The 26,250-nt window shown below is 63.0% G+C and carries 23 protein-coding genes and 5 pseudogenes; 15 read left to right on the top strand and 13 right to left on the bottom strand.

The features are described 5' to 3' along the window. Positions 1–45: 45 nt before the first annotated feature. A pseudogene (locus tag AB4N42_RS14000) lies at positions 46–1,222 on the bottom strand (Gfo/Idh/MocA family protein). Between the two features lie 174 nt (positions 1,223–1,396). On the opposite strand from AB4N42_RS14000, the gene AB4N42_RS13995 reads away from it, so the two are divergent. The 4 genes from AB4N42_RS13995 (at position 1,397) to AB4N42_RS13980 (ending at position 6,025) form a co-directional block, all read left to right on the top strand. Next, complete coding sequence (locus AB4N42_RS13995; RefSeq protein WP_460116319.1) at positions 1,397–2,398, top strand: LacI family DNA-binding transcriptional regulator; 1,002 nt, start codon at positions 1,397–1,399, stop codon at positions 2,396–2,398. Positions 2,399–2,588: 190 nt separating this feature from the next. Beyond that, the gene (locus AB4N42_RS13990; protein ID WP_217859884.1) at positions 2,589–3,539 is read left to right on the top strand and encodes a TAXI family TRAP transporter solute-binding subunit; all 951 of its coding nucleotides are present in this window, start codon (positions 2,589–2,591) and stop codon (positions 3,537–3,539) included. A 78-nt stretch (positions 3,540–3,617) separates the two neighbouring features. Beyond that, positions 3,618–5,645 (top strand): TRAP transporter permease, encoded by a 2,028-nt coding sequence (locus AB4N42_RS13985; RefSeq protein ID WP_460116318.1) that lies wholly within the window; start codon positions 3,618–3,620, stop codon positions 5,643–5,645. Continuing rightward, positions 5,642–6,025 carry a DUF1850 domain-containing protein gene (locus AB4N42_RS13980; RefSeq protein ID WP_030141364.1) on the top strand — a complete coding sequence of 128 codons (384 nt, stop codon included), beginning with the start codon at positions 5,642–5,644 and terminating at the stop codon, positions 6,023–6,025. Before AB4N42_RS13985 ends, AB4N42_RS13980 begins: the two co-directional genes overlap by 4 nt. A 3-nt stretch (positions 6,026–6,028) precedes the next feature. On the opposite strand, the gene AB4N42_RS13975 is transcribed toward AB4N42_RS13980, so the two are convergent. After that, positions 6,029–6,646, bottom strand: a complete 618-nt coding sequence (locus AB4N42_RS13975; protein ID WP_217859887.1) for a TetR/AcrR family transcriptional regulator — start codon at positions 6,644–6,646, stop codon at positions 6,029–6,031. Positions 6,647–6,809: 163 nt separating this feature from the next. Between AB4N42_RS13975 and AB4N42_RS13970 the strand changes: the two genes are divergently transcribed. Next, positions 6,810–7,250, top strand: coding sequence for a hotdog fold domain-containing protein (locus AB4N42_RS13970; RefSeq protein ID WP_030141362.1), 441 nt, complete (start codon positions 6,810–6,812; stop codon positions 7,248–7,250). A gap of 225 nt (positions 7,251–7,475) precedes the next feature. Here the strand turns inward: AB4N42_RS13970 and AB4N42_RS13965 are convergent, their stop codons facing one another. Further along, positions 7,476–8,564, bottom strand: coding sequence for an SMP-30/gluconolactonase/LRE family protein (locus AB4N42_RS13965; RefSeq protein WP_198796063.1), 1,089 nt, complete (start codon positions 8,562–8,564; stop codon positions 7,476–7,478). A 497-nt stretch (positions 8,565–9,061) separates the two neighbouring features. Here AB4N42_RS13965 and AB4N42_RS13960 point away from each other — a divergent pair, with 497 nt between their 5' ends. Both AB4N42_RS13960 and AB4N42_RS13955 read left to right on the top strand, forming a co-directional pair. Next, the gene (locus tag AB4N42_RS13960) at positions 9,062–10,024 is read left to right on the top strand and encodes an EamA family transporter (RefSeq protein WP_198796062.1); all 963 of its coding nucleotides are present in this window, start codon (positions 9,062–9,064) and stop codon (positions 10,022–10,024) included. Positions 10,025–10,274: 250 nt separating this feature from the next. Further along, a complete protein-coding gene (locus AB4N42_RS13955; protein ID WP_217859889.1) occupies positions 10,275–11,138 on the top strand; it encodes a CAP domain-containing protein in 864 nt (287 codons plus the stop codon). Between the two features lie 178 nt (positions 11,139–11,316). Here the strand turns inward: AB4N42_RS13955 and AB4N42_RS13950 are convergent, their stop codons facing one another. The 4 genes and pseudogenes from AB4N42_RS13950 to ggt all read right to left on the bottom strand — a co-directional run bounded on the left by AB4N42_RS13950 (position 11,317) and on the right by ggt (position 15,660). After that, positions 11,317–11,949 (bottom strand): Vgb family protein, encoded by a 633-nt coding sequence (locus tag AB4N42_RS13950; protein WP_460116317.1) that lies wholly within the window; start codon positions 11,947–11,949, stop codon positions 11,317–11,319. Positions 11,950–11,983: 34 nt separating this feature from the next. Then, positions 11,984–13,211, bottom strand: a pseudogene (locus AB4N42_RS13945) (helix-turn-helix domain-containing protein). 187 nt (positions 13,212–13,398) lie between these two features. Next, positions 13,399–13,914 (bottom strand): annotated as a pseudogene (locus AB4N42_RS13940) (cysteine hydrolase family protein); the annotation flags it as partial. An 18-nt stretch (positions 13,915–13,932) separates the two neighbouring features. After that, on the bottom strand, positions 13,933–15,660 hold the full coding sequence (gene ggt / locus AB4N42_RS13935) for a gamma-glutamyltransferase (RefSeq protein ID WP_030141356.1): 1,728 nt from the start codon (positions 15,658–15,660) through the stop codon (positions 13,933–13,935). Between the two features lie 165 nt (positions 15,661–15,825). Here ggt and AB4N42_RS13930 point away from each other — a divergent pair, with 165 nt between their 5' ends. Further along, positions 15,826–16,257, top strand: a complete 432-nt coding sequence (locus AB4N42_RS13930; protein ID WP_030141355.1) for a GNAT family N-acetyltransferase — start codon at positions 15,826–15,828, stop codon at positions 16,255–16,257. Between the two features lie 176 nt (positions 16,258–16,433). Here the strand turns inward: AB4N42_RS13930 and AB4N42_RS13925 are convergent, their stop codons facing one another. Then, the gene (locus tag AB4N42_RS13925; protein ID WP_460116316.1) at positions 16,434–16,784 is read right to left on the bottom strand and encodes a hypothetical protein; all 351 of its coding nucleotides are present in this window, start codon (positions 16,782–16,784) and stop codon (positions 16,434–16,436) included. Positions 16,785–16,916: 132 nt separating this feature from the next. Here AB4N42_RS13925 and AB4N42_RS13920 point away from each other — a divergent pair, with 132 nt between their 5' ends. From AB4N42_RS13920 to AB4N42_RS13890, 7 genes and pseudogenes are all read left to right on the top strand, one after another. Beyond that, positions 16,917–17,252, top strand: a complete 336-nt coding sequence (locus tag AB4N42_RS13920) for a DUF6388 family protein (RefSeq protein ID WP_030141353.1) — start codon at positions 16,917–16,919, stop codon at positions 17,250–17,252. A 236-nt stretch (positions 17,253–17,488) separates the two neighbouring features. Then, positions 17,489–17,881, top strand: a complete 393-nt coding sequence (gene tusD / locus AB4N42_RS13915; RefSeq protein WP_334598804.1) for a sulfurtransferase complex subunit TusD — start codon at positions 17,489–17,491, stop codon at positions 17,879–17,881. Then, the gene (gene tusC, locus AB4N42_RS13910; protein ID WP_198796057.1) at positions 17,881–18,243 is read left to right on the top strand and encodes a sulfurtransferase complex subunit TusC; all 363 of its coding nucleotides are present in this window, start codon (positions 17,881–17,883) and stop codon (positions 18,241–18,243) included. The genes tusD and tusC overlap by 1 nt, the downstream gene beginning before the upstream one ends. Continuing rightward, positions 18,243–18,536 (top strand): sulfurtransferase complex subunit TusB, encoded by a 294-nt coding sequence (gene tusB / locus AB4N42_RS13905; protein ID WP_030141350.1) that lies wholly within the window; start codon positions 18,243–18,245, stop codon positions 18,534–18,536. Before tusC ends, tusB begins: the two co-directional genes overlap by 1 nt. Then, entirely contained in the window at positions 18,533–18,868 is a 336-nt protein-coding gene (locus tag AB4N42_RS13900) for a TusE/DsrC/DsvC family sulfur relay protein (protein ID WP_030141349.1), read from the top strand. The genes tusB and AB4N42_RS13900 overlap by 4 nt, the downstream gene beginning before the upstream one ends. After that, positions 18,865–19,868 (top strand): annotated as a pseudogene (locus AB4N42_RS13895) (glycosyl transferase family protein). The gene AB4N42_RS13900 and the pseudogene AB4N42_RS13895 overlap by 4 nt, the downstream one beginning before the upstream one ends. A gap of 88 nt (positions 19,869–19,956) precedes the next feature. After that, the gene (locus AB4N42_RS13890; RefSeq protein WP_460116315.1) at positions 19,957–20,961 is read left to right on the top strand and encodes a glutathione S-transferase family protein; all 1,005 of its coding nucleotides are present in this window, start codon (positions 19,957–19,959) and stop codon (positions 20,959–20,961) included. A 135-nt stretch (positions 20,962–21,096) separates the two neighbouring features. On the opposite strand, the pseudogene cysG reads toward AB4N42_RS13890, so the two are convergent. The 5 genes and pseudogenes from cysG to lolA form a co-directional block, all read right to left on the bottom strand. Then, positions 21,097–22,493: pseudogene (gene cysG / locus AB4N42_RS13885) on the bottom strand (siroheme synthase CysG). Continuing rightward, complete coding sequence (gene serS / locus AB4N42_RS13880; RefSeq protein ID WP_030141345.1) at positions 22,494–23,774, bottom strand: serine--tRNA ligase; 1,281 nt, start codon at positions 23,772–23,774, stop codon at positions 22,494–22,496. Between the two features lie 15 nt (positions 23,775–23,789). Next, on the bottom strand, positions 23,790–24,164 hold the full coding sequence (crcB, locus tag AB4N42_RS13875; protein WP_030141344.1) for a fluoride efflux transporter CrcB: 375 nt from the start codon (positions 24,162–24,164) through the stop codon (positions 23,790–23,792). Then, positions 24,161–25,486 carry a replication-associated recombination protein A gene (locus AB4N42_RS13870; protein ID WP_030141343.1) on the bottom strand — a complete coding sequence of 442 codons (1,326 nt, stop codon included), beginning with the start codon at positions 25,484–25,486 and terminating at the stop codon, positions 24,161–24,163. The genes crcB and AB4N42_RS13870 overlap by 4 nt, the downstream gene beginning before the upstream one ends. 83 nt (positions 25,487–25,569) lie before the next feature. Continuing rightward, positions 25,570–26,193 (bottom strand): outer membrane lipoprotein chaperone LolA, encoded by a 624-nt coding sequence (gene lolA / locus AB4N42_RS13865; RefSeq protein ID WP_030141342.1) that lies wholly within the window; start codon positions 26,191–26,193, stop codon positions 25,570–25,572. Between the last annotated feature and the right edge of the window lie 57 nt (positions 26,194–26,250).

Raw genomic sequence — 26,250 nt, 5'->3', positions numbered from 1 at the left:
AAATCGCCGGCCCGCGCAGGCCGCGCGATGTTTGGTCGTGGGTCTTCACAGCTGCGATGCTCCGGTTTCCAGCGTGGTCCACTTTGCCTCGCCACGGTGATTGATGATGGCGGCCTCGATAAACGCCATGCCGCGCAAGCCGGTTTCGATGCCAGGTACGCCCGGCACATCAGGGCCTTCGACCTGGGCACGAATGGCCTGGGCGAAATCGCCGTAGAGGTTGGCCATTGCCTCCAGATAACCCTCCGGATGCCCCTGCCGGCAGACGCATCCGCCGAGTCGCCGCTTCACACAGCCAAGGCTGGCCGACACCACTGCGCAGGACGCGCAGCGGTTGGTCGACGGCGCGATGGATCAGGCTCGACGGTGCTTCCTGGCGCCACTCCAGCGCGCCTTTGTCGCCATAGACGCGAATCTTCAGCGGGTTTTCTTCACCGGTGCAGACCTGGCTGGCGAGCAACACGCCGCTAGCGCCGCCCTCCATCTTGAATAGCATCGCGGCGTCATCGTCCAACTGCCGCCCCGGGACATGGGTGCCCAGGGTGGCGCAGAGCTGCCGGATCGGTTGATCCGCGACGAACTCGGCCAGGGAAAACGCGTGGGTGCCAATGTCGCCGATGCAACCACCCAAGCCAGACCGGGCCGGATCATCGCGCCATTCGGCCTGCTTGTTGCCCTGGGCGGCGACGTCCTGGCTGAGCCAGCCTTGGGGATACTCGACGAACACTTTGCGCACCCGACCGATCACCCCCGAACGCACCATTTCCCGGGCCTGCCAGACCATGGGATAGCCCAGGTAAGTGTGGGCCAGGCCGTAGAGGCAACGACTGTCTTGCAGCACGTCCCTCAAGGCCAGCAACTCCTTGAGATTCAGCGCGGCGGGCTTCTCGCTGAACACGTGGAAGCCGGCCTTCAGCGCTTGGCTGGCAATCGGTGCGTGGAGGTGATTAGGCGTGACGATCACCAGCAATTCCATGCGCTGATCCAGCGGCAGCAGCGCTTCGTCGTCGAGCATCTGTTGCCAGTCGTGGTAACAACGCGATGCCGCCAGCCCCAGCGCCGCGCCGGTCTGCCGGTTGTTATGAGGGTCGCGACTGAACGCGCCGCACACCAGCTCGAAACCGCCGTCCAGGCCCGCGGCCTGACGATGGGCCTGGCCGATGAATGCGCCCTCCCCACCGCCGACGAAGCCCATTCTTATTTTCGGTGCTACAGGATTCATCGCGATTCTCTTCTGTCCGGATCGATGATGTAACCGGTTACATCATGACGGGAATCTAGGCTTGGTTTTGTCGCCTGTCAAACGCTATGGAACAGGCTTGAGATGTGTCGGGCGACAAACCTGCGGTAAGCTCGCCGCCATGCCTGGGTCGCCAGGCGCCGAATCGAGGTGCCCTTGTCCAACATCCGTGAAGTGGCCCGGCTGGCCGGTGTGTCGGTGGCCACGGTGTCCAGAACACTGAAATCTCCCGAACGCGTGCTGCCCGAGACCCGGGACAAGGTCAACGCAGCGGTACTCCAGGCCGGCTATCGACCGAACCTGATGGCGGTGCAGTTTCGCTCCCGGCGCACCGGCAACCTGGTGATTCTCGTGCCGACAATCGCCAACACGTTTTTCGCCCGGGTGATCAGCGGCGCCCAACAAGCGGCGCAAGCGGCCGGCTATCGGCTACTGCTGTGCGACACCCAGGGCCGCGAAGCCATCGAGCAGGAATTCGCCGCGCTGGTCTACGCCCATCAGGCCGACGGCGTGATCCAGTTGCGCGCCAGCGACCCCTTTGTCTCATTGCCTCCCGGCACCGACGCGCTGCCCCTGGTCAACGCCTGCGAGGTGGTCAAGGACGCGCCCTACCCGACCATCAGCCTGGACAACCGCGGTGCCGCGCGCGCCATGACCGAGCATTTGATCGGACTCGGCCATCGTCGCATCGGCATCATCAAGGGCCCGCGCAGCGGCCCGCTGACCCTCGACCGCGTGGCCGGTTACCAAGATGCCTTGGGCAACGCCGGTATCGCCCTCGATCCTGAATTGGTCTGCCACGGCGACTTCACCCTCAAGGCCGGCTACGACGGCGCCGGGACGATGCTCACACTGGCCGAGCGCCCCAGCGCGCTGTTCTGCGAGAACGACGAAATGGCCATCGGCGCGCTCAAGCGCATCAAGCAGATGGGCCTGCGGGTGCCCGAAGATATTTCCCTGGTGGGTTTTGACGATATTCCGTTCGCCGCGTATTGCGATCCCCCGTTGACGACCATTTCCCAACCGGCTGAAACCTTTGGCAACAAAGCCGTGGAGATGCTCATCGCGCTGATCGAGAAGAAACCCATCGCCCAGCAGCATGTGCAGCTGCCGTTCGAACTGACTGTGCGCGGCAGTTCGGCGTCGCGAACAGTGTAGGAGCTGGCGAAGCCTGCGATCTTTTGATCTTTGATCTTTCGCTTCCGATTCAATCGACAGCGAAAAGATCGCAGCCTCGTTTCACTCGGCAGCTCCTACGGCTCCTACGACGCCTCGACTCGCCAACACCCACGTTTCGACTACAGTGGAAAGACTCTGCATAAAGCCATAACAAGACGGAGAGTCCTCAATGCGAGTCAACAAGCGCTTCACCCTCCTGGCCGCCGCCGCAGCCTTGGCGGTCGCCACCACCGCCCAAGCTGCCCCGGTGTACATCAACATCCTGACCGGCGGCACCAGCGGTGTGTATTACCCGATCGGGGTCGGGCTTTCCCAGATCTACAGCAGCGGCATCGAAGGTTCCAAGACATCGGTACAGGCCACCAAGGCTTCGGTGGAAAACCTCAACCTGCTGCAAGCCGGGCGTGGGGAGCTGGCGCTGGCCTTGGGCGATTCGGTGGCCGATGCGAAAAACGGTGTGGAAGATGCCGGCTTCAAGGCCCCGCTGACCAAGCTGCGGGCGATTGCCGGCGCCTACCCCAATTACATCCAGATCGTCGCCAGCGAAGAATCGGGGATCAAGACCCTCGCGGACCTCAAGGGCAAGACCGTTTCCGTCGGGGCGGCAAAATCCGGCACCGAACTCAACGCCCGGGCGATCTTCAAGGCCGCCGGCCTGACCTACAACGATATGAAGGTCCAATACCTGCCCTTCGCCGAATCGGTGGACCTGATCAAGAACCGCCAACTGGACGCCACCCTGCAATCCTCCGGCCTGGGCATGGCCGCCATTCGTGACCTGGCGTCGACGATGAAATTGAACTACGTGTCGATTCCCACTGACGTGGTACAGAAGATCGGCAACCCGGCCTACCAGAGCGCCATGATCCCCGCCAACACCTACGACGGCCAGGCGGATGCCGTGCCCACCGTGGCCATCACCAATATCCTGGTAACCCGCGCGGATGTCCCGGACGAAGTGGCCTATCAGATGACCAAGCTGCTGTTCGACAACCTCCCCCGCCTGGGCACCTCCCACTCGGCGGCCAAGGACATCACGTTGAAAAACGCCGCGAAGAACCTGCCGATCGCCCTGCACCCCGGTGCCGAGCGCTACTACAAGGAAGTGGGCGCGCTGTAGCCGCTGGCCTGCAACGGCGCGGGGCGCCGTTGCAGCATTGCGTTTCACCTCCGCACGTCGACAACAGGCAGGCATTTCATGAGTGAAGACCAGCACGGCATCGCCACGGACCCACGGGACTGGCCCAAGACGCTGTTCTACGTGGCATTGCTGTTTTCCGTATTCCAGATCATCACGGCGGCCTTTTCACCGGTTTCCAGCATCGTGCTGCGGGCGGTGCATGTGGGCTTTCTGCTGTGGGTGGTATTTTTGAGCTACCCGGCCCACGGCAAGCAACGGCCCTGGCAGCCCTTGGCCTGGGCCTTGAGCCTGGCGAGCGTGGCGACGGCGCTCTATCAATGGGTGTTCGAGGCCGACCTGATCCAGCGTTCCGGCGACCTGACGACCGCGGACATGGTCATCGGCGTCATGCTGATCGTGCTGGTGTTCGAGGCGGCGCGGCGGGTGATGGGCATCGCCTTGCCGATCATCTGCGGCCTCTTTCTCGCCTATGGCCTGTTCGGCGAACACTTGCCAGGCGAACTGGCCCATCGCGGCTACGGCGTCGATCAAATCATCAACCAATTGGCCTTCGGCACCGAAGGCCTGTACGGCACGCCGACCTATGTATCGGCCACCTACATCTTCCTGTTCATCCTGTTCGGCGCGTTCCTGGAAAAGGCCGGCATGATCAAGCTGTTCACGGATTTTGCCATGGGCCTGTTCGGCCACAAGCTGGGCGGCCCGGCGAAGGTGTCCGTGGTGTCGTCGGCGCTGATGGGCACCATCACCGGCTCGGGCATCGCCAACGTCGTGACCACCGGCCAGTTCACCATTCCGCTGATGAAACGCTTTGGCTACAAGGCCGCGTTCGCCGGCGGCGTGGAAGCGACGTCGAGCATGGGCAGCCAGATCATGCCGCCGGTGATGGGCGCGGTGGCGTTCATCATGGCCGAGACCATCAACGTGCCGTTCGTGGAGATCGCCAAGGCCGCGCTGATTCCGGCGTGCCTGTATTTCGGCTCGGTGTTCTGGATGGTTCACTTGGAAGCCAAGCGCTCCGACCTCAAGGGCCTGCCCAAGGACCAATGCCCGAGCGCCTGGGGCGCGGTCAAGGAGAGCTGGTTCCTGCTGATCCCATTGGCCGTTCTGGTCTACCTGCTCTTTTCCGGCCGCACGCCGCTGTTCTCCGGCATGGTCGGGCTGGCGCTGACGGCCATCGTGATCCTCGGCTCGGCGATCATTCTCAAAGTGTCGAACTACGCCTTGCGCTGCGCCTTCTGGGTCGCGCTGGGCATCCTTTGCGTCGGGTTCTTCCGGCTCGGTATCGGCATCGTATTCGCGGTGATCGGCGTGCTGGTGGTGGCCTGCTGGTTCATGAAAGGCACCCGGGAAACCCTGGTCGTCTGCCTGCACGCCTTGGTGGACGGCGCCCGGCACGCCGTTCCGGTAGGGATCGCCTGCGCCTTGGTCGGCACCATCATCGCCGTGGTCTCGCTGACGGGCGTGGCGTCCACGTTCGCCGGCTATATCCTGGCGATCGGCAAGGACAACCTGTTCCTGTCGCTGCTGCTGACCATGCTCACCTGCCTGGTGCTGGGCATGGGCATCCCGACCATCCCGAACTACATCATTACCAGCTCGATTGCCGCGCCCGCGCTGCTGGAACTTGGCGTGCCGCTGATCGTGTCGCACATGTTCGTGTTCTATTTCGGCATCCTCGCCGACCTGACCCCGCCAGTGGCCCTGGCCTGCTTCGCCGCCGCGCCCATCGCCAGGGAGAGCGGCCTGAAGATCAGCTTCTGGGCGGTGCGCATCGCCCTCGCCGGCTTCGTCATTCCATTCATGACGGTGTACAACCCGGCGTTGATGCTGCAGGGCGACAATCTGTGGATGACGGCGTACATGGTGGTCAAGACGTTGTTGGCCGTCGGGCTCTGGGGGATGGCTTCCACTGGATACCTGCAACAGAAAATGCCGGTCTGGGAACGCCTGATGTGTTTTGCCGCCGGCGCGATGCTGGTGGTTGCCCTGCCCCTGACCGATGAGATCGGCTTCGTGCTGGGTGCGCTGCTGATTTTCCAGCACGTCTGGCGCTCACGACGTGTCGGGCGAGCCTTGGCGTGATTGGCTTGTGCCTGGGCTTGTCCGGCGTGGTCTGGGCACACCTTGAACTCAGCGAGTTCACGCTGGCCTGGAACCACACCATCGAGAAGATCCGTTGGGAGGAGGATTATCGGGTCAGCGAACAGGGCCTGATCCTGGGTGAGGCCAGGGTCAAGGGCAACGGCGCCGGCATGGAAATACCCGAGGGCGCTCGGCTGGAAAACGGCAGTTGGCGATACCACCGCGAACTGCCGCCGCTGCAACCGCTGAAGCTCGGCCGCACACCCCAGGCCGGCGACTATCAGCTGTGTCACGCCGGCGTTTGCCAGCCGATGGCGCATTGGCTGGGGCCGCCCGATGCGCAACAACCGGCCGTGGAATTGTGGAGCTGCCCTCTGTGATCGTCACTCAGCGCTGATGGAGCGCCACGCCGCTTGTGCCAACAACTCCCGGTGAGCCTTCGGGCTGGAGGGCACCCGCCCCGCCAGCCATGCCCGGCAATAACTTTCAGACGCGCCAATGATCAGCGAGAACATCAACTCGGCGGGATAGCGCTTGAGCGCCTCGCCCTGCTCTGCGGCGCTCAGCCACTGCCACAGTTGACCGTTACGTGAGGTGTTGCGGCTGGCGAGCTCGTCCTTGAACGGTCCCTTGGTTACCGCAAAGCGCGCGTGATACTGGAAACGCGCCCATTCGGGCTGGCTGTCCACCCAATCAACGTAGCTGTAGATCAACGCTTGCACGCCCTGTTCGGCGGTTGTCGCCTCGGACAGATATTGCTCGCGCAAACGCGCCTGATCCTCCAGGGCGGTGAAGAACAGCGCCGCCACCAAGCCTTCCTTGTTGCCGAAATGATGGTAGATCGCGCCGACGCTGGTCTGGCATTCGGTGCGGATCATTTCAATGGTGGTCGCCTCGATGCCCTGCTCGTTGAACAGCGCCAGGGCCTTGCGAAAGATATCGCGCTTGAGCTCGGCCCTTCTGCCGGGGAAGGCGCGTTCGAGTAAATCTGCTGTTTCCATGCTTGGCATTAACCGGTTCGTTGGATGGACCGGGCGCTGGGTTGCCCGTGATGAAGTGAGCACAGCTTGACAGATTCGCCACCAACAGAATACCGTTCCGTTACAGAACATTATTCTGTAAAAGAACATCATTCCGCAAAATCACTCGTCAGCGAGGCTTCACATGAATCAGGTTCTCGGTATGTTCAACAGCGCAGGTCCGGACGCCTTCAGCAAAATGGCCTGTCAGATGGCACCGTACTTTTCCACCATCAACCCGCTGGTCACAGAGTTGCGCCAGGGCGCGGCAACCGTGCAGGTGCCGTTTCGCAAGGAAATCACCAATCACCTGGGCACAGTCCACGCGATCGCCATGTGCAACGCCGCCGAGTTGGCTGCGGGCATGATGACCAACGTTTCCATTCCGGAAGGCGCCCGCTGGATTCCCAAAGGCATGAGCGTGCAATACCTGGCCAAGGCCAAGAGCGATGTGACGGCGGTTGCGAATGGCGACGAGGTGGACTGGCAGACCGAAGGCGACAAGATCGTGCCGGTGGACATTCATGACGTGGAAGGCAAGAAGGTGTTCACGGCGCAGATCACCATGAACGTGAAGCTGGGTTGAGGCCGAGGGCGTCCAGGACGCCCTCTATCCAATGATTGTGAAAATCGTGGCGAGGGGATTTATCCCCGCTGGGCTGCGCAGCAGCCCCAAACCTGTGAACTCAATATTCCTGGCACACCGAGTTGCCTGGTTTGAGGGCTGCTTCGCAGCCCAGCGGGGATAAATCCCCTCGCCACAAAACAGGTGCTCGACTCACTGAGAGACGTTGCTGAGCCTATTTTTTGGTCAGGCGAACGTCGCCCCCCGGGTGTTCACGAACAACGAGTACAGCGAGTGGCTGCCGGCCATGAACAGCCGGTTGCCTTCTCGCCCGCCGAAGCAGATGTTCGGGCAGCGTTCCGGCAACGAGATGTGCCCGATAGCCTTGCCCTCGGGGTTGAACACCCGCACGCCGTCGAGTTTTTCCAGGTCGGCCTTGGGATCGCCATTCCCGCCCCAACCGCACCAGAGGTTGCCGCTCTCGTCGCACTTGATCCCATCGATGGCCGCGTAGTCCAGCCCTTCGATGTGCTTGCGCCGCTCCCCCAGGGTGCCGTCATCCTTGACCGTGATCGCCCAGATCAAACGGTTGGGCTTGGCCCGGCCTTCGACTACGTAGAGGGTTTTTTCGTCCGGGGAAAAGCACAGGCCGTTGGGCCCCGCCAAATCGTCGATTACACGGCTGAGCTTGCCGGTCTGGCCGTCGATGCGGTAGACCGCGTGAGGCTGCGCCGGGGTGACTTTGTGCCCTTCATAATTGTTGCCGGTCTGGAACGGTGGATCGGTGAACCAGATCGAGCCGTCCCGCTTGCAGACGATGTCGTTGGGCGAATTCAACGGCTTGCCGTCGAAACTGTCGGCCAGCACGGTGATGGTGCCGTTGGGTTCGGTGCGCGTGATGCGCCGACCTTCGCTCGTCGTGGTCGAACCTTCGCAGACCAGCAACCGCCCCTGGCGATCGCGGCACATGCCGTTGGAGAAGTTCGAGTTCTCGCGGTACACCGACAAGCCACCGGTTACTTCATCCCAACGCACGATGCGGTTGTTGGGAATGTCACTGACCAGCAGGTAGCGACCGTCGCCGATCCATACCGGCCCTTCCGCCCAGCGCAAGCCGCTGGCGAGCTTCTCGACGCTGGCGTTGAAGATGCGCAAGTCCATGAAGCTGGGGTCGAGGATATTGATCAGGGGGTCTGGATAGCGCTGGCTCAGCGGCTCGGCCTGGGCCAGGCCGGACAGGTTTCCAAGTGTCGCGGCGGCGGCCGAGACCACCAGGGATTTCTTCAGGAAGATCCGGCGCCCCTGATCGGCGGTTGCAGGTTGCGAAGCATCCATCGTACGTCTCCGTTAATTATTATTGGACGGGGACGTTTGTTTTACTCTCTGATAGGACATCGTACAAGATCAAAAATACAGTTGTTGCTTGGCAGCGGCCTTCACGGCGTAGAAAAAGCCGAAATCGGCTTGAACGCGGCATATAACCTGACACTGAAACCAAGAAGCGTTTTCCGACAGGCTTGTTAGCGCTCGCCATATACGGTAAAAATTCGACTCAGTTGTACGACAACAAAATCAAAAGCCCGCTAAAGGGCTGACGCTGCTCACTCAAGATCGTCTAACAACCTGTGGCGAGGGAGCTTGCTCCCGCTGGGTCGCGAAGCGGCCCCAAAACTGCTGAATGCGGAGTTTTATATACACCGCATTCGCCGGTTTTACGGCCGCTTCGCAGCCGAGCGGGAGCAAGCTCCCTCGCCACGGGCCCCCCTTTTCTTAAGTGAGCAGCATTACGCTAATAGGGCTTGTTTCGCGCCCTCCTTTTGAGACGTCCTGCCATGACCCGCTCCATCGCCGCATCCAATGTTCCCATTCCATTCCCCCGCCCGATCGCCGTGCTCATTCTGCTCTGCATGGGCTGCGCCTTCGCTGGCAACCATGTCGCCGCGCGGGCGGCGTTCGATGACGGGGCCGGCGTGTTGCTGGCGATCCTGCTGCGCTCGGGCGGGACGTTGCTGGTATTGGCGGCGATGGTGTTGTGGCAACGCCAGAGCTTGCGCCTGCCGCCCGGCGCCTGGCGCTGGCAGTTGGCGTTGGGCCTGCTGATCGGCGCCCAAAGCCTGTGCCTGTATTCCGCCGTGGCCCGGGTGCCGGTGGCGCTGGCTCTGTTGGTGGGCAACGTCTTCCCGATTCTCCTGGCCCTGTTGACCTGGGCCCTCGGCGGCCCGCGCCCGACTGCCCGTACCGCAACGCTGATGGGCTTGATCCTGGTGGGCCTAGTATTCGTGCTGGAGGTGCCGACGCGGTTGGCGTCCCAGGCGGATGTCGGCCCGCAATGGCTGCTGGGGGTTGGCCTGGCGTTCTGCGCCGCGTGTGTCTTCGCGTGCGCGTTGTGGATCACCGATCACAAGTTGTCCCAGGTGCGCGGCTCAGTACGCAGCCTGCTGACGATTTTCATTGTGTTCAGCAGCGTCAACCTCGCCGGCCTCACCGGGGCCCTGCCCGGCGGCCTTGACTTCCCCGCCAGCAGCACCGGCTGGCTGGCGCTCGCCACCCTGATGGTGCTTTACGGCACCGGCTTCATCGTCTTGTTCATGTGCGTGCCGCGCCTGGACATGCCGCGCAACGCCCCGGTGATGAACATCGAACCACTGGCGACCCTGCTGATCGGCTGGCTGGTGCTGGACCAGATGCTCAACCCGGGGCAGATCCTGGGCGGCGCGATCGTGGTGACTGGCATCGTGTTGCTGACGTGGCGCAAGGTTGAGCGGGTCAAGGCGCCGGTGGAAGCTCACAACTGAATGCTTTTGTGGCGAGGGAGCTTGCTCCCGCTCGAGCGCGAAGCGGTCGCAAAAACCGGGGCTGCTGCGCAACCCAGCGGGAGCAAGCTCCCTCGCCACAGAGGGCTGTGTGGGTCCAGGGATTTGAGTGTTTGCCAGCTCTGAAACTAGTTTCAAAAGCCGCAGTCCTACCCCAGCCCTGAACGATGCATCCAGGGCTGACCGGCGCCGTTCTGGCGTCAAGGCAATTCCCTCCCGAGCCGTTCGCCCCATGCGCCATCCTGTTCGCTCTCGCCGTTTCGCTTCGCTGTGCCTCACGATCCTGTCTTCTCTCCTCGCCAACCCGGCCCATGCCCGGGGCGAAGGGCAACTGGTGAGCGCTATCAACGATTACCGCAGCCAGTCCCAACGGTGTGACTGGCAAAGATTGCGCGCCGCGCCCCCCTTGGTACTGCGCTCGAACCTGGCGTTGCCGATCGGTTTCCGTGGCGGACTGCGCGACGCACTGAAGGACGTGGGTTATCAAGCCCGCGAGGTACGCAGCATTCGCCTGACCGACGCACGGGACGCCGACGAAGCGTTGGAAATGCTCGCAGACGAGCATTGCGCGGCGCTGCTGGACAATCGGTACGCCGATATCGGCGTCAATCGGGTCGGTGACGAGTGGCGCGTGGTGTTGGCGCAGCCCATGGGGGGCAGCACGCGAATGAGCGATGCGGGCGCGCCGGACAAGACGCTGCTGGCCCAGGTCAACGCCGCCAGGGCCAAGCCACGGATGTGCGGGCGCCAGCGCTTTGCCGCCGCTCGGCCGTTGAGCTGGAACGCCGCCCTGGGTACCGCCGCCCTCGGGCATAGCCGCGCCATGGCCCGGGGTAATTATTTCGCCCATCGCGACCCGGACGGTCGCTCCACATCCGACCGGGCCAAGGGCGCCGGCTTTCGCGGACATAAGCTGGGCGAAAATATCGCCGCCGGACAACGCTCGCCGAGCCAGGCCATGGGCGACTGGCTCGCCAGCCCCGGGCATTGCGCCAACCTGATGAACCCGATGTTTACCCAGATGGGCGCCGCATCCGCCAGCGATCCGAGCAGTGATGCGGGGGTGTACTGGACGATGGTGCTTGGCGCGCCATAAGCCAATAGGCAGACATCATTGTGGCGAGGGGATTTATCCCCGCTGGGCTGCGGAGCAGCCCCCTGAACCAGTGCTCGGTGTGTCGGGCCGTGAGGGAAGAGGGGCCGCTGCGCGCCCCAGCGGGGATAAATCCCCTCGCCACAAATGCGGTATTTCAGATACTGAACTTGGCCAGCCCTCAAACCGGCCGACGCACCGCCCTCACCTTGCCGCTGCCGCCCCCGCCACAAAAGAACCGGTCCGCACCATCGGACTCCAGCCCCGACACGCCGATCCCCGGCGGCATCGTCACGCTTTCCAGCACTTGCGCCGTTTGCGGATCGATACGCCGCAGGTCGCTTTCATCATCTTCCCAGGTGCCATGCCACAGCTCGCCATCGACCCAGGTCACGCCCGTGACGAAGCGGTTGGATTCGATCGTGCGCAGAATCCTGCCGTCGGCCGGGTCGATCTGCAGGATCTTGCGCGCCTTGTACTGACCGACCCAAAGTGAACCTTCGGCCCATGCCAGGCCGGAGTCATCACCACTGTTGGGCGCCGGGATCGTCGCCACTACCTGGCCGGTGCGCGGATCGATCTTGCGGATGCTGTCGCCGGCAATCTGGAACAGATGCTGACCGTCGAATGCCGTGCCCGCATTCGCTGGAACATCAAGGGACTGCACGGTCTGGCCACTGGCGGGATCGAGGGCGTGCAGCTTTTCGCCCGAGGCGAACCAGACGCGCTCGCCGTCATGGCTCACGCCGTGCACGCAGTCGACGCCTGGAAACGGGCCGTATTCACACAGGATTTGTGCCTCTGAACGTTTCATCTCACATCGCCTCATCGGTGGGTGTGATTGCATCCTAGCCATCGAACGGCAGCGCAGTGAGTAACAATACCGTCGCGAATCCGGGCATCGGTGGCGCCGTCCAGCGCCGGGCCCTGGCGCGACCGAACGACTGCGCCTTGCCATTGGCCGCAAGGGTTTCCAAGGCTCGCTGCACACTGCGCTGGCTGGTGCCCAGGGCCAACGCGAGGGCCGAGCTGGACCAGGCTTCTCCATCCGCCAACAGCGCCAGCACCGCCCCGCAGGGTTGCTCGACGACATGCGCCAGTACCTGGATCTCGTCGGCATGGCGTGGCGTCAGGATAAAACCGCGCCGGGTCGCGACGACGTCGGCCACTGGACGCAGCGCCTTGCGCAACCGTCCCATCTCGACCCGCAGCCGGACGCGGTGGGAGTCGTCCGTCAACTTCAAGCCAAAGGCCTGGGTTACGAGCACTTCCCGCGAGGCATCGCCGGGCCAGGCTTGAGCCAGTTCGCGGGCCAGGGCAAACAGCACCGGGCGCCGGGCAAGTGAAATCTGGCGGCCTGCGTTGCCGACCGCATATCGGCAGGCATCCACCACCAGCGCCGCGCCGCCCAACAGGGCTTGCACCTCTTCGAGTGGCAACAAGCGCTCTTCGCCTCGGGCGACCAGGCGCGCTGCGGGCATACGCAGCATTTGCCAGGCGCTTTCGATTTCAGCATTCAACGCGCCAATGCCCGCTTGCCGTGCGGCGTGCCCGGCCCGTTCAAGGGCCTCGCGGGCGGTCTGCGCCTGCAGTCGTCGCATGGCAATGCCGAGCGGTCGCCAATTCGCAAGCCGCCCGGGACGCCAAAGGCAGGCCGTCAAGGTCCAGCTCGACGAGTTTGAGCTCGGCCTCGTCGAGCCGGCCCATCAACAACGACCGGCGAATCTCGATGGTCCGCGCATGGCCCGCGTTCGCTCGATCGCCTTGGGTTTCGAGCACCGACCGAGCGGCGTCGAGGCGCTTCATCGGCCAGGCGAGGTCACGGGAAGCCAGGGCAATTTCAGCCTCGGCGACGACGCACCGCGCCCGCGCCATGGCCTCCCTGGGCCCGAAGGCCAAACCGGCCCGCCGCATCAGGCCCTTGGCTTTTTCCAGCTCTCCCAACTGGGCCATGGCAATGCCACGAAGCGCGAGGGCCGGGGCATCATTGCGCAAGGCGACACGATTGAGCGCGGCCACCGGGTCCCCCGCCGCCAATGCGCGCGCTGCTGTGGTGATCATAAGATCCGTTACCATTCCCGCAGCTCCCTGTGGCGAGGGGATTTATCCCCGTTGGGTCGCGAAGCGGCCCCCTGTATCCCGACTGCTACACCGCAGTGACAGGCACAGCTGGGGCTGCTTTGCAGCCCAACGGGGATAAATCCCCTCGCCACAGAGTTGACCTGAGCGTTCGCTGGTTTTGAATCAAAGGCGGATCTTGGCCAGCCGGCATCACATCGATCCGCGACACCGCACTGCTCAACCGCCCCAGTCGATGGTTATGATTGGCGATGATCTGCTCCGCCGTCATGCTGCCGTTGTCCACCGTCGAATGGGCGTCGGCGGCCAGGACCACTTCGTACCCCAGGGCATGGGCCTGGCGCACGGTCGCGTTGATGCAATAGTCGGTTTGCAGCCCGCAGATCACCACGCGATCGATGCTCCGGGCTTGCAACAGCGCCAGCAGGTCGGTCTGGTAGAACGCGTCCGGCGTGGTCTTGCGCACCCGCAAGTCATCAGGTCCGGTGAGCAGGCCGCCGGCCAATTGCCAGGCGGCACTGCCATGTGCCAGCGAACCGTCCAGCTCTTCATGCTGGACCAGGATCACCGGCAGGTCGACAGCCCGCGCCCTGGCGCTGAGGTCGTTGATGGTCTGGACCAGGCGCTGGCTGTCGAAGCATTCCTCCTCGCCAGCACACAACCCCTCCTGGACATCGATAATCAGTAATGCGGTGCTCATGTTTCCCTCTTCGAATGGTCAGTAGCCCAACGACAATCCGGTGTTGCGGCGTGGATCGTTAGCGCCGTAGAAGCGGTTCTTGCCCACCGGCTTGCCGCCCAATGACGGCGCGCCCACCAGGATCGCGGCGATGTGGTTCGGATCCTGTGGCCCGGCAAACTTATGCCCCCAGCTCTCCAGCAGCTTGAGCGTATCGGGGCTGGCGGCGAAGGTTTCCAGGTTGGTTTCCTCCGGCATCCACTGTTGATGGAAGCGCGGCGCATCCACCGCTTCCTGCAGGTTCATGCCGTAGTCGATCACGTTGAGGATGGTCAGCAAGGTTGCCGTGATGATGCGGCTGCCGCCCGGGGTCCCGACGACCATCACGGTCTTGCCGTCCTTGGTGACGATGGTCGGGCTCATGGACGACAGCGGCGCCTTGCCCGGCGCGATGGCGTTGGCTTCGCCCTGCACCAGGCCGTACATGTTGGGCACGCCGACCTTGGCGGTGAAATCATCCATTTCGTCGTTGAGGATCACTCCGGTCTTGCTCGCCATCACGCCGGCGCCGAACCAGTCGTTGAGGGTGTAGGTGACGGAGACGGCGTTGCCCCACTTGTCGACGATCGAATAATGGGTAGTGTTGCTGCCCTCATGGGGGGCCACGCCGGGTTTGATTTGTTTCGAGTCACCGGCTTTCTGCGGCTCGATCGCCGCACGCAGCTTCGCCGCGTAGTTCTTGTCCAGCAGGTGGTCGATGGGGTTCTGCACGAAATCCGGATCGCCCAGGTAGCTGTTGCGATCGACGTAGGCGTGACGCATGGCTTCGATCTGGTAGTGCATGCCCTGTGCCGAGTGGAAACCCAGGTCTTTCATCGGGTAGCCGTCGAGGATGTTCATGATCTGGCACAGCACCACGCCGCCGGAGCTGGGTGGCGGCGCGGAGATGATGTGGTAGCCGCGATAATCGCACTCCACCGGTGCCAGTTCGCGGGTCTTGTACTTGTCCAGGTCAGCCTGGGTGATGATGCCTTTGTTGGCTTGGCTGGACGTGACGATAGCGTCGGCGACCCAACCTTTGTAGAAACCATCGGCGCCCTTGGTGGAGATTTCCCGTAGCGTCTTGGCGAGGTCCTTCTGCACCAGTTTCTGGCCGGCCTGCATCGGCTCGCCGTTGTGCAGGAAGATCGCGCCGGAATCACGCGCATCCTTCTTGAACACATCGGTGGCGGTTTCCAGCAGATCGACATCCCCCTGCTCCAGGACAAAACCGTCCTCGGCGAACTTGATGGCCGGCGCGATCAATTCCGCCCGGGGTTTGCTGCCATATTTCTTCAGCGCCAGTTCCATGCCGGAGACGGTGCCGGGCACGCCTACCGCCAGATGGCCGCGCGTGCTGAGTTCGGGGATGACGTTGCCGTCCTTGTCCAGGTACATGTCCGCCGTGGCGGCCAGGGGCGCTTTTTCACGGAAGTCCAGGAAAGTCTTGCGGCCATCGGCCATCTGCAAGGTCATGAAACCGCCACCACCGAGGTTGCCCGCCGCCGGGTAGACCACCGCCAGGGCATAGCCCACCGCCACTGCCGCATCCACCGCATTGCCACCGCTCTTGAGCACATCGACGCCAACGTGGGTCGCTAGGTGCTGGGCGGTCACCACCATGCCGTTCTCCGCGGCAACCGGGGCTTGGGACGCAGCGTGGGCAGTCAGACAGCAGAGGGAGAGCGAGGTGGCGATGAGGGTCCGGGCCAGGGATTCGAACTTCATGAGTCGGTCTCTTCTTGTTTTAAGGGTCGGGATCGCTTCAAAAGCACAGACGAGTATGGCTCGGTTTGCGCAATGTGCCCGTTTCCCGTCGAGCGACTTACGTCATCGTCGTCCTTGGGATAGGCTCACTGCGCTTGATCATCCCAATGCACAAGGACATCACTGATGACGCTGCGAATCGAACGCACGGACGCTCCAACCGATGAACAACGCCAGGCCATCCTCGCGCCACTGCGGGCCTATAACATCGCCCAGACAGGCGGAAGCGCGCCAGAACCGGTCGCCTGGCTGGTGCGCGACGAGCACGACGAAATCGTCGGCGGACTATACGGCCGAGTATTTTTTCGTTGGCTCTATATCGAGTTGCTGGTCGTGCCTGAACAGGCCCGGGGTCAGGGCACAGGCTCGGAATTGATGCAGATGGCCGAACAGCTGGCCAGGGAAAAGGATTGCGTGGGCATCTGGCTCGACACCTTCGACTTCCAGGCCCCGGACTTCTACCGCAGGCATGGTTTCACCGAGTGCGGCAAGATCGAGGACTATCCACCGGGGCATCAGCGTTTCTTCTTCCAGAAGCGCCTGATCCAGGCCGATTGAAATACCGATCTTGTGGGAGCGGGCTTGCTCGCGAAAGCGGTTAACTATTCAACATCGTTGCCGACTGACTCTGCGCTTTCGCGAGCAGGCTCGCTCCCACGGGGACAATAGTCAGGCCACCCCAGTCATTGTGGGAGCGAGCCTGCTCGCGAAGGCAGACACCTCGGTCTATCAGCTCAAAGACACGTCGCCAACGCCGCCAACCGGCGCTTGGCGACAAAGTCGTCATGCTTGGCGTAGTAATTCAACGCCGTACCCGTGGCACTGGCTTGCAGATCGACAAACGATTCGGCCGAGCGGGTGTACACCGTCGAGCCGCCATTCTTGCCCGGTTGCAAGTAGGCGTCGGCATCGACACCAAACACCGCTTCATCTTCCCAGGCAAACTTCACGCACTCGGCGACATTCTGCTGCGGCTTGTCGGAGGCCAGGGTCTTGTAGGGGGCTTGGGTCCGGGCTTGTTCCATCGCCGAACCCGCGCAGCCGGCCAGCAGGGTCGCGGCCACGGCCACCATCAGCATTCGCATCGCATTCACTCATCGAGAAAAAAACGGACTGTAGCATTGCGCCCCCTGTTGCCGTGCGGCTTTACCGAAATTTGCACGCGACAACGGCTATCGATTCGCGCAACCTGTTGGCTTATCGACCAAGGAGCGACCATGGCGACAACCGAACAGCAACACGAACGAGCCCTGCAGATCTTCCTCGACGAACGCCCCGAGCTGCGCGACGAACTGGACAACCTCAACCCGCTGCTGGCCCAGGCCAAGGGCGAAACCGCCGCGCAATACCGCGCCGAGCGGTTGCATGAAGCATTCGAAGCCGAGGCCGAAAGCGTCGGGTTGTTCGCCTGGGAACTGACGCTGTTGCTAACGACCGACTCAGCCGAGGACTACCAGGCCCAACGCATGGAAGTGCACAAGGAAGTGGCGGAAATGGCGGGGATGGAATGGGCAGAGTATTGCGAGCTGTATGGCCTCGAAAGCCAAAGCTGAACAACCCGCTGTGGCGAGGGGATTTATCCCCGCTGGGCTGCGAAGCAGCCCCCGGATGTGCCAACGCGGTGTATCAGGCAAACCACAGCGACCTAAAGAGGGGCCGCTGCGCGCCCCAGCGGGGATAAATCCCCTCGCCACAATGAGTACATCTGGGTTCTGTTTTGGAAGACCTGTAATCGCCCCCTCGTCCATAAAGCATTATCATGGCCGCAGTTTTGCTGATCGGGTCCGTCATGAAGTTCGCCATCGCGCTGTTTTCCGCCGCTCACGCGCCCTCCTCGCGCCGCGCCTTGCTGTTTGCCCAGGCAGCGCTGGCCGCCGGGCATGAAATCGTGCGGCTGTTTTTCTACCAGGACGGCGTCTACAACGCCGCCAACAGTGTCGTCACGCCTCAGGATGAACAAGACCTGCCCCAGCAGTGGCGCGCATTCGTCACCGAGCATCAGCTCGACGGCGTGGTGTGCATCGCGGCGGCGTTGCGCCGTGGCGTGTTGAACGCGGAAGAAGCCCAGCGCTACCAGCGTTCGGCGGCCAGTGTCGAAGCGCCCTGGGCGTTGTCCGGGCTCGGCCAGTTGCACGATGCGATCCAGGACGCCGACCGCTTGATCTGTTTTGGAGGCGCATGATGGCCAAGTCTTTGTTGCTCATCAGCCGCCAGGCCCCATGGTCTGGCCCTGGCGCCCGGGAAGCGCTGGACATCGTCTTGGCCGGCGGCGCGTTCGACCTGCCCATCGGCCTGCTGTTTCTCGATGACGGCGTGTTCCAGCTCGCCGCCGGACAGCACGCCAAGGTTGTCCAGCAAAAGGACCTGAGCGCCAACTTGCAGGCATTGCCGATGTTTGGCGTCGACGACCTGTTTGTCTGCGCCGACAGCGCCGCCGAACGCGGTCTCGCTGTCGATGCCCTGGCGCTGGACGACCTGAACGTATTGGGCGCAGCGGACATCGCCGCGCTCATTGACCGCTATGACCAGGTGATCACCCTCTGATGTCGACCTTGCATGTGTTGTCTCATTCCCCCTTCGGCGACAGCCGTCTCGCCAGTTGCCTGCGGATCCTGGGCACTCACGACGCGCTGCTGCTGTGCGGCGACGCGGCCTACGCGCTGCAACCCGGTACCGCGCCGTTCTCCACGCTGCACGCCAGCGGCTGCAAAGTGTTCGTCCTGACCGAAGACGCACAGGCCCGCGCCTTGCCTGTTCCGGACTGGGCCGAGGCCATCGATTATCCAGGCTTCGTCGAACTGTCGATCCAGCATGACAAGGTCAACACCTGGCTATGAAGACCCTGACCGTAGGCGAGCGCGGCATTGCGCTGGACAAAGATGGCTATTTGACCGATCTCAATGACTGGTCCGCCGACGTCGCCACCGCCTTGGCCACTGCCGAAGACATCGAGCTGAGCCCCGAACATTGGGAAATCCTCGAACTGCTGCGGGCCTTCTACGATGAGTTCCAGCTGTCCCCCGCTACCCGGCCGCTGATCAAGTACACCGCGCTGAAACTGGGGCCGGACAAAGGCAACAGCCTGCACCTGAACCGATTGTTCAAAGGCACTCCCGCCAAACTCGCCGCCAAGCTGGCGGGCCTGCCCAAACCGACGAATTGCCTATGACCGACTTCCCAGCACTGACCCTTGAAACCCCCGCCGAGCACCCGTTCGCCCAGTTCGTGCGCATTCTTGGCAAAGGCAAGCGTGGCGCCCGCAACCTGACCCGTGAAGAAGCGCGGGAAGCCATGGGCATGGTGCTCGACGAGCAGGTTGAAGAAACCCAGCTGGGTGCGTTCCTGATGCTGCTGCGGCACAAGGAAGAAAGCGCCGAGGAAATGGCGGGCTTCACCGACGCCCTGCGTCAGCGCCTGGAGGTACCGACATTGGCGGTGGACCTCGACTGGCCAACCTACGCTGCGGCAAGAAGCGTCATCTGCCCTGGTATCTGTTGGCCGCGAAATGCCTCGGACAAAACGGCGTGCGCATCTTCATGCACGGCGGCGGGGCCCACACGGCGGGCCGGCTCTACACCGAGCAACTGCTGGGTTTCTTGAGCATCCCGTTGTGCCGCGACTGGCAGCAGGTCGGCACCGCACTGGACCACGGCGGCCTGGCCTTCATGCCGCTGGTGGACTGGGCACCGCAGATGCAGCGCATGATTGACCTGCGCAACACCCTGGGCCTGCGCTCGCCAATCCACTCCCTGGCGCGGATCCTCAACCCGTTGGCCGCACGCTGCGGGCTGCAAAGCATCTTTCATCCGGGCTACCAGGCCGTGCACCGCGAGGCCAGCGGCTTGCTCGGCGACACCGCCATCGTGATCAAGGGCGACGGCGGCGAGATCGAGATCAATCCGGACGCCGACAGCCATTTGTACGGCACCACTGGCGGCAGCAGCTGGGATGAGGAATGGCCGCGCCTGTCCGAGCAACGCCACGTCAAACCGGAGAGTCTTGACCCCGAGCATTTGAAAGCGATCTGGCGTGGCGACATCGAAGACAGTTACCCGCAACTGGCGCTGATCGCTACCATGGCCCTGGCCTTGCGCGGCCTGGGCGTTACTCGCGACGAAGCGCTCGACAAGGCACGCCAGTACTGGCATGCCCGAGACAGATCGATTTAATCGATCATCAGCGCCCAACCTTTGCGCTATTAGTTCGAACCTATCGGAATAGACTCGTCTCCAATGATTATTGAGCGAGGACATCCAGATGGGTTTGTTGGTCGAGGGCCGCTGGCAGGACCAGTGGTATGAAAGCAAGGACGGCAGCTTCCAGCGTGAACAGGCACAACGGCGCAATTGGGTGACCGCCGACGGCAGCGCCGGCCCCTCGGGCGAGAGCGGTTTTGCCGCCGAGGCCGGACGCTACCATTTGTACGTCTCCCTGGCCTGCCCCTGGGCGCACCGGACGCTGATCTTTCGCAAGCTCAAGGGCCTGGAAAACCTGATCGACGTCTCGGTGGTCTGCTACCTGATGCTGGAAAATGGCTGGACCTTCGACAAGGCCCACGGCTCGACGGGCGACAAACTCGACGATTTGCAATTCCTGCATCAGCGCTACACCGCCGACACGCCCGACTACACCGGCCGCGTCACCGTGCCGGCGCTGTGGGACAAACAGAAGCGGCGCATCGTCAGCAACGAATCGGCGGAAATCATCCGCATGTTCAACAGCGCTTTTGATGGCTTGACCGGCAACGACTTGGACTTGTATCCCGAACACCTGCGCCATGAGATCGATGCGTTGAACGGGCGTATCTACCCGGCGGTGAACAACGGCGTGTACCGCGCCGGGTTCGCGACGACCCAGGCCGCTTATGAAGAAGCCTTCGACCAATTGTTTGCCGAACTGGATCGATTGGAAGCCTTGCTGGACACCCGTCGCTACCTGGCCGGCGAATACCTGACCGAAGCCGATATCCGCTTGTTCACCACGATGATTCGCTTCGACGCGGTGTACTTCGGTCACTTCAAATGCAACCTGCGGCGCATCGCCGATTACCCGAACCTGTCGAACTGGCTGCGAGAGCTGTACCAATGGCCGGGCATTGCCGAGACCGTGGATTTCACTCACATCCAGGGGCACTACTACGGCAGCCACAAGACCATCAACCCGAATGGGATCGTGCCCAAGGGGCCGAATCAGGATTTCACCGTGGCCCATGATCGGGAGCGGTTGAGTGGGAAAGGGATTTGGCGAGGTGCTGGGAACTGATCCTGGATTCTCGCGGTATTTGAAGGCCTCATCGTCGGAACGCCGCCCGGAGCAAGCTCGCTCCCACAGTGGACTGTGTTCAAACATGGCCTCCTGTGGGAGCGAGCTTGCTCGCGATTGGGGCCGACGCGGTCCTCAGACCTGCCCCTGAGCCCCTTCAAACCAAGCCAGTTTCTCGCGCAACTGCACCACTTCCCCAACGATAACCAGGGTCGGCGCATGCACTTCATGCTCGGCCACCAGCCGTGGCAAGTCCGCCAAAGTGCCGGTGAAAACCCGCTGGTTTGACGTCGTGCCTTGCTGGATCAACGCCGCTACGGCGTATTCGCCGCGCGACCGTGCTTGATCAGCTCGGTGCAAATCACTGGCAAGCCGACCAGGCCCATGTAGAACACCAACGTCTGTGCTGGCGAAACCAGGTCCGCCCACGGCAAGTCGCTGGTGCCATCCTTGAGGTGACCGGTGATGAAACGCACCGACTGGGCATAGTCGCGATGGGTCAGCGGAATCCCGGCGTAAGCCGCGCAACCACTGGCGGCAGTGATGCCCGGGACGACCTGGAACGGGATGCCATGGGCCGCCAGTTCTTCGATCTCTTCGCCACCACGGCCAAAGATGAACGGGTCGCCGCCCTTCAACCGCACCACGCGCTTGCCTTGCCGGGCCAGGTCGACCAATTGCTGGTTGATCTGATCCTGCGGCACCGCATGCTCGGAACGACGCTTGCCAACGTAGACCCGTTCGGCGTCGCGCCGGCACAGTTCGAGGATCGCCGGTGCCACCAGGCGGTCGTACAGCACCACGTCCGCCTGTTGCATCAGGCGCAAGGCGCGGAAGGTCAGCAGGTCCGGATCGCCCGGCCCCGCGCCCACCAGGTAGACTTCACCCGGCGCGTTCGGCGCCTCGCCGTCGATCTTCTCCCGCAGCAGCCGCTCGGCCTCCGCGCCCTGCCCGGCCAACTGACGATCGGCAATCGGGCCTTGGAACACCTCTTCCCAGAATGCCCGGCGCTGCTGGACATCGGGGAACAAGCCTTTCACCTGATTGCGAAAACGCGCCGCCAAACCGGCCAGTTGCCCGTACGTAGACGGAATCCAGGTTTCCAGCTTGGCCCGGATCAGTCGCGCCAGCACCGGCGCATCGCCGCCACTGGACACCGCGATCACCAGGGGCGAGCGATCGACAATCGCCGGGAAGATCACGCTGCAGAGCGTCGGCGCGTCCACCACGTTGACCGGCACACAACGCTTGTGGGCGTCGGCCGAGACCTGGGCATTGAGCGGCTCGTCGTCGGTGGCGGCAATGATCAGCCCGCAACCGTCCAGGTCCGCTTCCACGTAACCACGCTGGACGCATTCGCCGCCGCTGCCACTGACCAATTCCCGCAGTTGCGGTTCGATGTCGGGTGCGACCACCCGCAACAACGCGCCGGCGTCGACTAGCAGGCGAGACTTGCGCAGGGCAATCTCGCCGCCGCCGACCACCAGCACGCGGCTGCCGCGCAGGTTGTGGAACAGTGGCAGATAGTCCATTTAGCCGATGACCTCGATGCCGCCCATGTACGGTTTCAGCACCTCAGGCACACGGATCGAACCGTCGGCCTGCTGGTAGTTTTCCAGCACCGCCACCAGGGTACGACCCACCGCCAGGCCGGAGCCATTGAGGGTGTGGACCAGTTCCGGCTTGCCGGTTTCCGGGTTGCGGAAGCGGGCCTGCATGCGGCGCGCCTGGAAATCGCCGCAGTTGGAGCACGAGGAAATCTCGCGGTACTTGTCCTGGCTCGGAATCCACACTTCCAAGTCATAGGTTTTCACCGCACTGAAGCCCATGTCGCCGGTGCACAAGGCCAGGGTGCGATACGGCAGCTCCAGCAGTTGCAGGACTTTCTCGGCGTTGGCGGTCAGGCTTTCCAGGGCTTCCATGGACTTCGACGGCTCGACGATCTGCACCATCTCGACTTTGTCGAACTGGTGCTGGCGGATCATCCCGCGGGTATCACGGCCCGACGCGCCGGCTTCGCTGCGGAAGCACGGCGTATGGGCGACGAACTTGATCGGCAGTTGCTTGGCATCGACGATCTCGCCCGCGACGATATTGGTCAGCGAGACTTCGGCGGTCGGGATCAGGTACAAGTCGGCTTCGCCGTCGCGGCTGATCTTGAACAGGTCTTCCTCGAACTTCGGCAACTGGCCGGTGCCTTGCAGCGCCGGAGCCTGGACCAGGTACGGGGTGTAGGCTTCTTCGTAGCCGTGCTCGGTGACATGCAGGTTGATCATGAACTGCGCCAAGGCGCGATGCAGACGGGCAATCGGCCCGCGCAGCAAGGCAAAACGCGCGCCCGACAGCTTGGCGGCGGTCTCGAAGTCGAGCCAGCCGAATTTTTCGCCCAGGGCCACATGGTCCTGTACCGGGAAATCAAAGGTGGTCGGCGTGCCCCAGCGGCGTACTTCGACATTGCCGTCTTCGTCTTCACCAACCGGCACCGATTCGTGGGGCAGGTTCGGGATGCCCAGCAGGATCGAGTCCAGCTCGGTCTGGATCGCGTCCAGCTCGGTCTTGCCTGCGCTCAACTCGTTCGCCATGCGCTCGACATCGGCCATCAGCGGCGCGATGTCTTCGCCGCGCTGCTTGGCCTGGCCGATGGATTTGGAGCGCGCGTTACGTTCAGCCTGCAGGGCTTCGGTGCGGGTCTGGACGGTCTTGCGCTGTTCTTCCAGCGCTTCGATGCGCGCGACATCCAGGGCAAAGCCACGGGAAGCCAGGCGGTCCGCTACGTCCTGAAGGTTGCTACGTAACAGTTTGGAATCGAGCATGTCGGTCTCTCGTTATCAAAGTTTGGTCAGGGACAGGCCGGCCCAGGTGGCGAGCAGCCCGCCGAATACGGTGATGGCCGCGTAGCCCAGGGCCAGCAGCACTTGGCCGCTTTCCAGCAGGCGCACCGTATCCAGTGAAAAGGATGAAAAGGTCGTCAGGCCGCCAAGAAAGCCGACCATCAGCCCCGCACGCACCTCGATGGGCACCTCGGGGCGAATCAAAAACAGGCCGTAAAGAACGCCGATCAGCAGACAGCCCACGATATTAACGGCCAGCGTCGCGGTATAGAAGTGCCTGGGCCAATTTGCATTGATCCAGTTACCGGTGGCGAAACGCAACAACGTGCCGGCAACGCCACCAGCGGAAACTGCGAGTATCAGGGGGATCAAGGCTTTCTCCGCTGCCGTGGACTCAGGCGATCCAACTGCGCCAAGTGATTGAGCTTCTCGCCGATCTTCAACTCAAGGCCACGGGGCACGGGCTGGTAGAAGTGCTGGGGGTCGAGTTCTTCGGGAAAATAGTCTTCGCCGGCGGCATAAGCGTCGGGCTCGTCGTGGGCATAACGGTATTCGTCGCCATAGCCCAACTGCTTCATGAGCTTGGTCGGCGCGTTGCGCAGGTGCAGCGGCACTTCCAGGGAGCCGTGCTCGGCGGCGCTGCGCATCGCGGCCTTGAAGCCCATGTACACGGCGTTGCTCTTCGGCGCGCAAGCGAGGTAGGTGATGGCCTGGGCCACAGCGAGCTCGCCTTCCGGGCTGCCGAGGCGTTCCTGCACGTCCCAGGCCGCCAGGCACAGGCTCAGCGCGCGCGGGTCGGCATTGCCGATGTCCTCGCTGGCCATGCGCACCACCCGCCGGGCCAGGTACAGCGGATCGCAACCGCCGTCGATCATCCGCGCAAACCAGTACAGGGCACCGTCGGGATTGGAGCCCCGTACCGACTTATGCAGGGCCGAGATCTGGTCGTAGAACGCCTCACCGCCCTTGTCGAAACGCCGACGGGTATCGCCCAGCAGGCTTTGCAACAGCTCGACGCCAATTTCGCTGTCGTCTTCGGCCAGGTCCGAGGCGTTTTCCAGCAGGTTGAGCAAGCGCCGGCCATCGCCGTCGGCGGCGCTGAACAATATCTGGAAGCCCTCATCGCTGAGGCTCAGGTGACGCTTGCCCAGGCCACGCTCCTCAGTCAGCGCGCGATGCACCAGCTTGCGCATGGCCGCTTCGTCGAGGCTCTTGAGTACGTAGACCCGAGCGCGGGACAGCAAGGCGTTGTTCAGTTCGAACGAAGGGTTTTCGGTGGTCGCGCCGATGAAAATCAGCGTGCCGTCTTCGACATAGGGCAGGAACGCATCCTGCTGGGACTTGTTGAACCGGTGGACTTCGTCGACGAACAGGATGGTGCGCTTGCCGTACTGGCCGGCCTGCTGCTTGGCTATTTCCACCGCCTGGCGAATTTCCTTGACCCCGGCCAGCACCGCCGACACCGTTTCGAAATGCGCGTCCGAGACTTCCGCCAGCAGCCGCGCCAGGGTGGTCTTGCCCACGCCCGGCGGGCCCCAGAAGATCATCGAATGCAGGGCACCCTGCTCCAGGGCCTCGCGCAGAGGCTTGCCGCGGGCGAGCACATGTTCCTGGCCGACGTACTCATCCAGGTTGGTCGCGCGCAGGCGGGCGGCCAATGGCTGGGCAATCGGGGCGCTTCGAAACAGGTCCATGATTACTTACGAAACCTCCGCTGGGTCCTGTTGCCGACCAGTGAGTTGATTGAACACCACAATCCACTGTGGGAGCCATTGGGTTATTCCTGGATCACATCCGCACCCTTGGGGATGTCGAACTTGAACTTGGACGCGGCGATCGGCTCGTTGGCCTTGACCCCGGTGAACAGGATATTGGTGCGCTGGCCGACGCTGTCGATCAGTTGCATGTCATTGACCAGGCCATTACGGAACGACAGGCGCAGGCTGTCGAACAGGCTGTCCTTGGTCTTGGGCTTGAGCGTGAAGTCAATCACGCCGCCCGCCTCCTTGGAGGTAATGTCGAAACTCTGGCTGATCTCGGAGATGTCACCGGACAGCAGCAACGCCGGCGTCTGGGTCAGGCGGTGGTCGAGGGTCTTGATGGTGACCTGCTCCAGGTCCGGGTCCCACAGGGACACTTTCTTGCCGTCGGAAACCATCAGTTGCTCGGCGGGCGCATCGGTATGCCAGTAGAACAGGCCGGGGCGCTGCAGGGCCATGTCACCGGCGGTTTCCTGCAATTGGGTGCCACTGCCGTCGAGGGTCAACTGGGAAAAGCGTGCCGTCAGGGTCTGGGAGCCACCCAGCAATTGAGTCAGGCGGGCCACGTCCTTTTCGCCGGCGTGGGCCGACAACGTGCTCAAGGCCAATACGGGCAACAGCAGCATGCGAATCAGGCGCATGGGAATCCTCATGAATTCGTGGGGGGTCGAGCGGCGCGTCATCACGCCGCCCGGGTA

The sequence above is a fragment of the Pseudomonas sp. H2_D02 genome, assembly GCF_054677635.1.
Note: the sequence above shows the minus strand (reverse complement) of the source record. Positions and strands in the feature narration are given on the sequence as shown.

Excerpts from the sequence above, each read along its gene's own strand:
- AB4N42_RS13990 (WP_217859884.1), top strand. The coding sequence starts at position 2,589 with ATGCGAGTCAACAAGCGCTTCACCCTCCTGGCCGCCGCCGCAGCCTTG.
- AB4N42_RS13985 (WP_460116318.1), top strand. The coding sequence starts at position 3,618 with ATGAGTGAAGACCAGCACGGCATCGCCACGGACCCACGGGACTGGCCC.
- AB4N42_RS13975 (WP_217859887.1), bottom strand. The coding sequence starts at position 6,646 with ATGGAAACAGCAGATTTACTCGAACGCGCCTTCCCCGGCAGAAGGGCC.
- AB4N42_RS13970 (WP_030141362.1), top strand. The coding sequence starts at position 6,810 with ATGAATCAGGTTCTCGGTATGTTCAACAGCGCAGGTCCGGACGCCTTC.
- AB4N42_RS13965 (WP_198796063.1), bottom strand. The coding sequence starts at position 8,564 with ATGGATGCTTCGCAACCTGCAACCGCCGATCAGGGGCGCCGGATCTTC.
- AB4N42_RS13960 (WP_198796062.1), top strand. The coding sequence starts at position 9,062 with ATGACCCGCTCCATCGCCGCATCCAATGTTCCCATTCCATTCCCCCGC.
- AB4N42_RS13955 (WP_217859889.1), top strand. The coding sequence starts at position 10,275 with ATGCGCCATCCTGTTCGCTCTCGCCGTTTCGCTTCGCTGTGCCTCACG.
- AB4N42_RS13950 (WP_460116317.1), bottom strand. The coding sequence starts at position 11,949 with ATGAAACGTTCAGAGGCACAAATCCTGTGTGAATACGGCCCGTTTCCA.
- ggt (WP_030141356.1), bottom strand. The coding sequence starts at position 15,660 with ATGAAGTTCGAATCCCTGGCCCGGACCCTCATCGCCACCTCGCTCTCC.
- AB4N42_RS13930 (WP_030141355.1), top strand. The coding sequence starts at position 15,826 with ATGACGCTGCGAATCGAACGCACGGACGCTCCAACCGATGAACAACGC.
- AB4N42_RS13925 (WP_460116316.1), bottom strand. The coding sequence starts at position 16,784 with ATGCGAATGCTGATGGTGGCCGTGGCCGCGACCCTGCTGGCCGGCTGC.
- AB4N42_RS13920 (WP_030141353.1), top strand. The coding sequence starts at position 16,917 with ATGGCGACAACCGAACAGCAACACGAACGAGCCCTGCAGATCTTCCTC.
- tusD (WP_334598804.1), top strand. The coding sequence starts at position 17,489 with ATGAAGTTCGCCATCGCGCTGTTTTCCGCCGCTCACGCGCCCTCCTCG.
- tusC (WP_198796057.1), top strand. The coding sequence starts at position 17,881 with ATGGCCAAGTCTTTGTTGCTCATCAGCCGCCAGGCCCCATGGTCTGGC.
- tusB (WP_030141350.1), top strand. The coding sequence starts at position 18,243 with ATGTCGACCTTGCATGTGTTGTCTCATTCCCCCTTCGGCGACAGCCGT.
- AB4N42_RS13900 (WP_030141349.1), top strand. The coding sequence starts at position 18,533 with ATGAAGACCCTGACCGTAGGCGAGCGCGGCATTGCGCTGGACAAAGAT.
- AB4N42_RS13890 (WP_460116315.1), top strand. The coding sequence starts at position 19,957 with ATGGGTTTGTTGGTCGAGGGCCGCTGGCAGGACCAGTGGTATGAAAGC.
- serS (WP_030141345.1), bottom strand. The coding sequence starts at position 23,774 with ATGCTCGATTCCAAACTGTTACGTAGCAACCTTCAGGACGTAGCGGAC.
- AB4N42_RS13870 (WP_030141343.1), bottom strand. The coding sequence starts at position 25,486 with ATGGACCTGTTTCGAAGCGCCCCGATTGCCCAGCCATTGGCCGCCCGC.
- lolA (WP_030141342.1), bottom strand. The coding sequence starts at position 26,193 with ATGCGCCTGATTCGCATGCTGCTGTTGCCCGTATTGGCCTTGAGCACG.